This window comes from Nguyenibacter vanlangensis (assembly GCF_013376155.1).
Classification (GTDB): Bacteria; Pseudomonadota; Alphaproteobacteria; order Acetobacterales; family Acetobacteraceae; genus Gluconacetobacter; species Gluconacetobacter vanlangensis.
Map to the genome: position 1 here is coordinate 1 of NZ_JABXXP010001052.1, position 764 is coordinate 764.

Consider the following 764-nt stretch of genomic DNA (forward strand, 5'->3'; position numbering starts at 1 on the left):
GCAGCTTTCCGCTGGCCGAGGGCTATGCCACGCTGGAGCCCGGGGCGGTTTCGGTGCCGATGCGCGCGACCTGCTGCACCCTGCAACCCGGCGAGCGGCTGCGGCTGTCGCTGGCGCTGGCCTGTTTTCCGTCCTTTCCGGTCAATCCCGGCACCGGCCGGCCGCCGTGGGAGGCCGGGATCTTCGACCACCAGGTCGTCACCGTGCGGCTGCGGCGCGACAAATCGATCCTGCATGTGCCGCTGCGCGCGGCGGAGGAACAGGCATGAGCTTTCTCAAGCGGTCGATCGGCCAGATCGAGGCCTTTCGCATATCGCCGGCCGACAGCAATTATTTCGCGATCCTGTTCGACGCGCATGCCGGGGGGACGCGATCGGTCGCCGTCGTCGAGATCTTTGCCGTCGGCGGGCGCACGCCGCCCAACACGCATCGCGCGGCGGACGAGATGTTCGTCGTGCTGAGCGGGGAAGGACGGGCGATCTGCGACGGGCAGAGTACCACCCTGCGCAAGGGCGACGCGCTGCTGGTGCGGCCCGGTGCGGAGCATGTCGTCGAGAATACCGGGACGTCGAAGCTCTATACGCTGACGGTCATGATTCCGGATGAGGAATTCGGCGCGCTGATCCGCAGTGGCGAGCGGGTCGCGCTGGACGAGGAGGACCTGCGGGTGTTGTGCGGATGAAGCAGATCGGATCCTCCGCGGCCAATCGGTGGCGGGTTTCGCGCGACGCGGTCAGCCTGCTGCGGCCGCCGCGGCCGGCGCG

1 protein-coding gene and 1 pseudogene are annotated in these 764 nt (G+C 68.8%); both read left to right on the plus strand.

Annotated elements, in window-relative coordinates:
- Positions 1 to 269: pseudogene (locus HUK84_RS21145) on the plus strand (CocE/NonD family hydrolase); the annotation flags it as partial.
- A complete protein-coding gene (locus HUK84_RS21150; protein ID WP_176641921.1) occupies positions 266 to 682 on the plus strand; it encodes a cupin domain-containing protein in 417 nt (138 codons plus the stop codon). The pseudogene HUK84_RS21145 and the gene HUK84_RS21150, both read left to right, overlap by 4 nt.
- Positions 683 to 764 lie beyond the last annotated feature (82 nt).

Bases quoted from the DNA above. Each gene is read 5' to 3' on its own strand.
- HUK84_RS21150 (WP_176641921.1), top strand. From the start codon at position 266: ATGAGCTTTCTCAAGCGGTCGATCGGCCAGATCGAGGCCTTTCGCATA.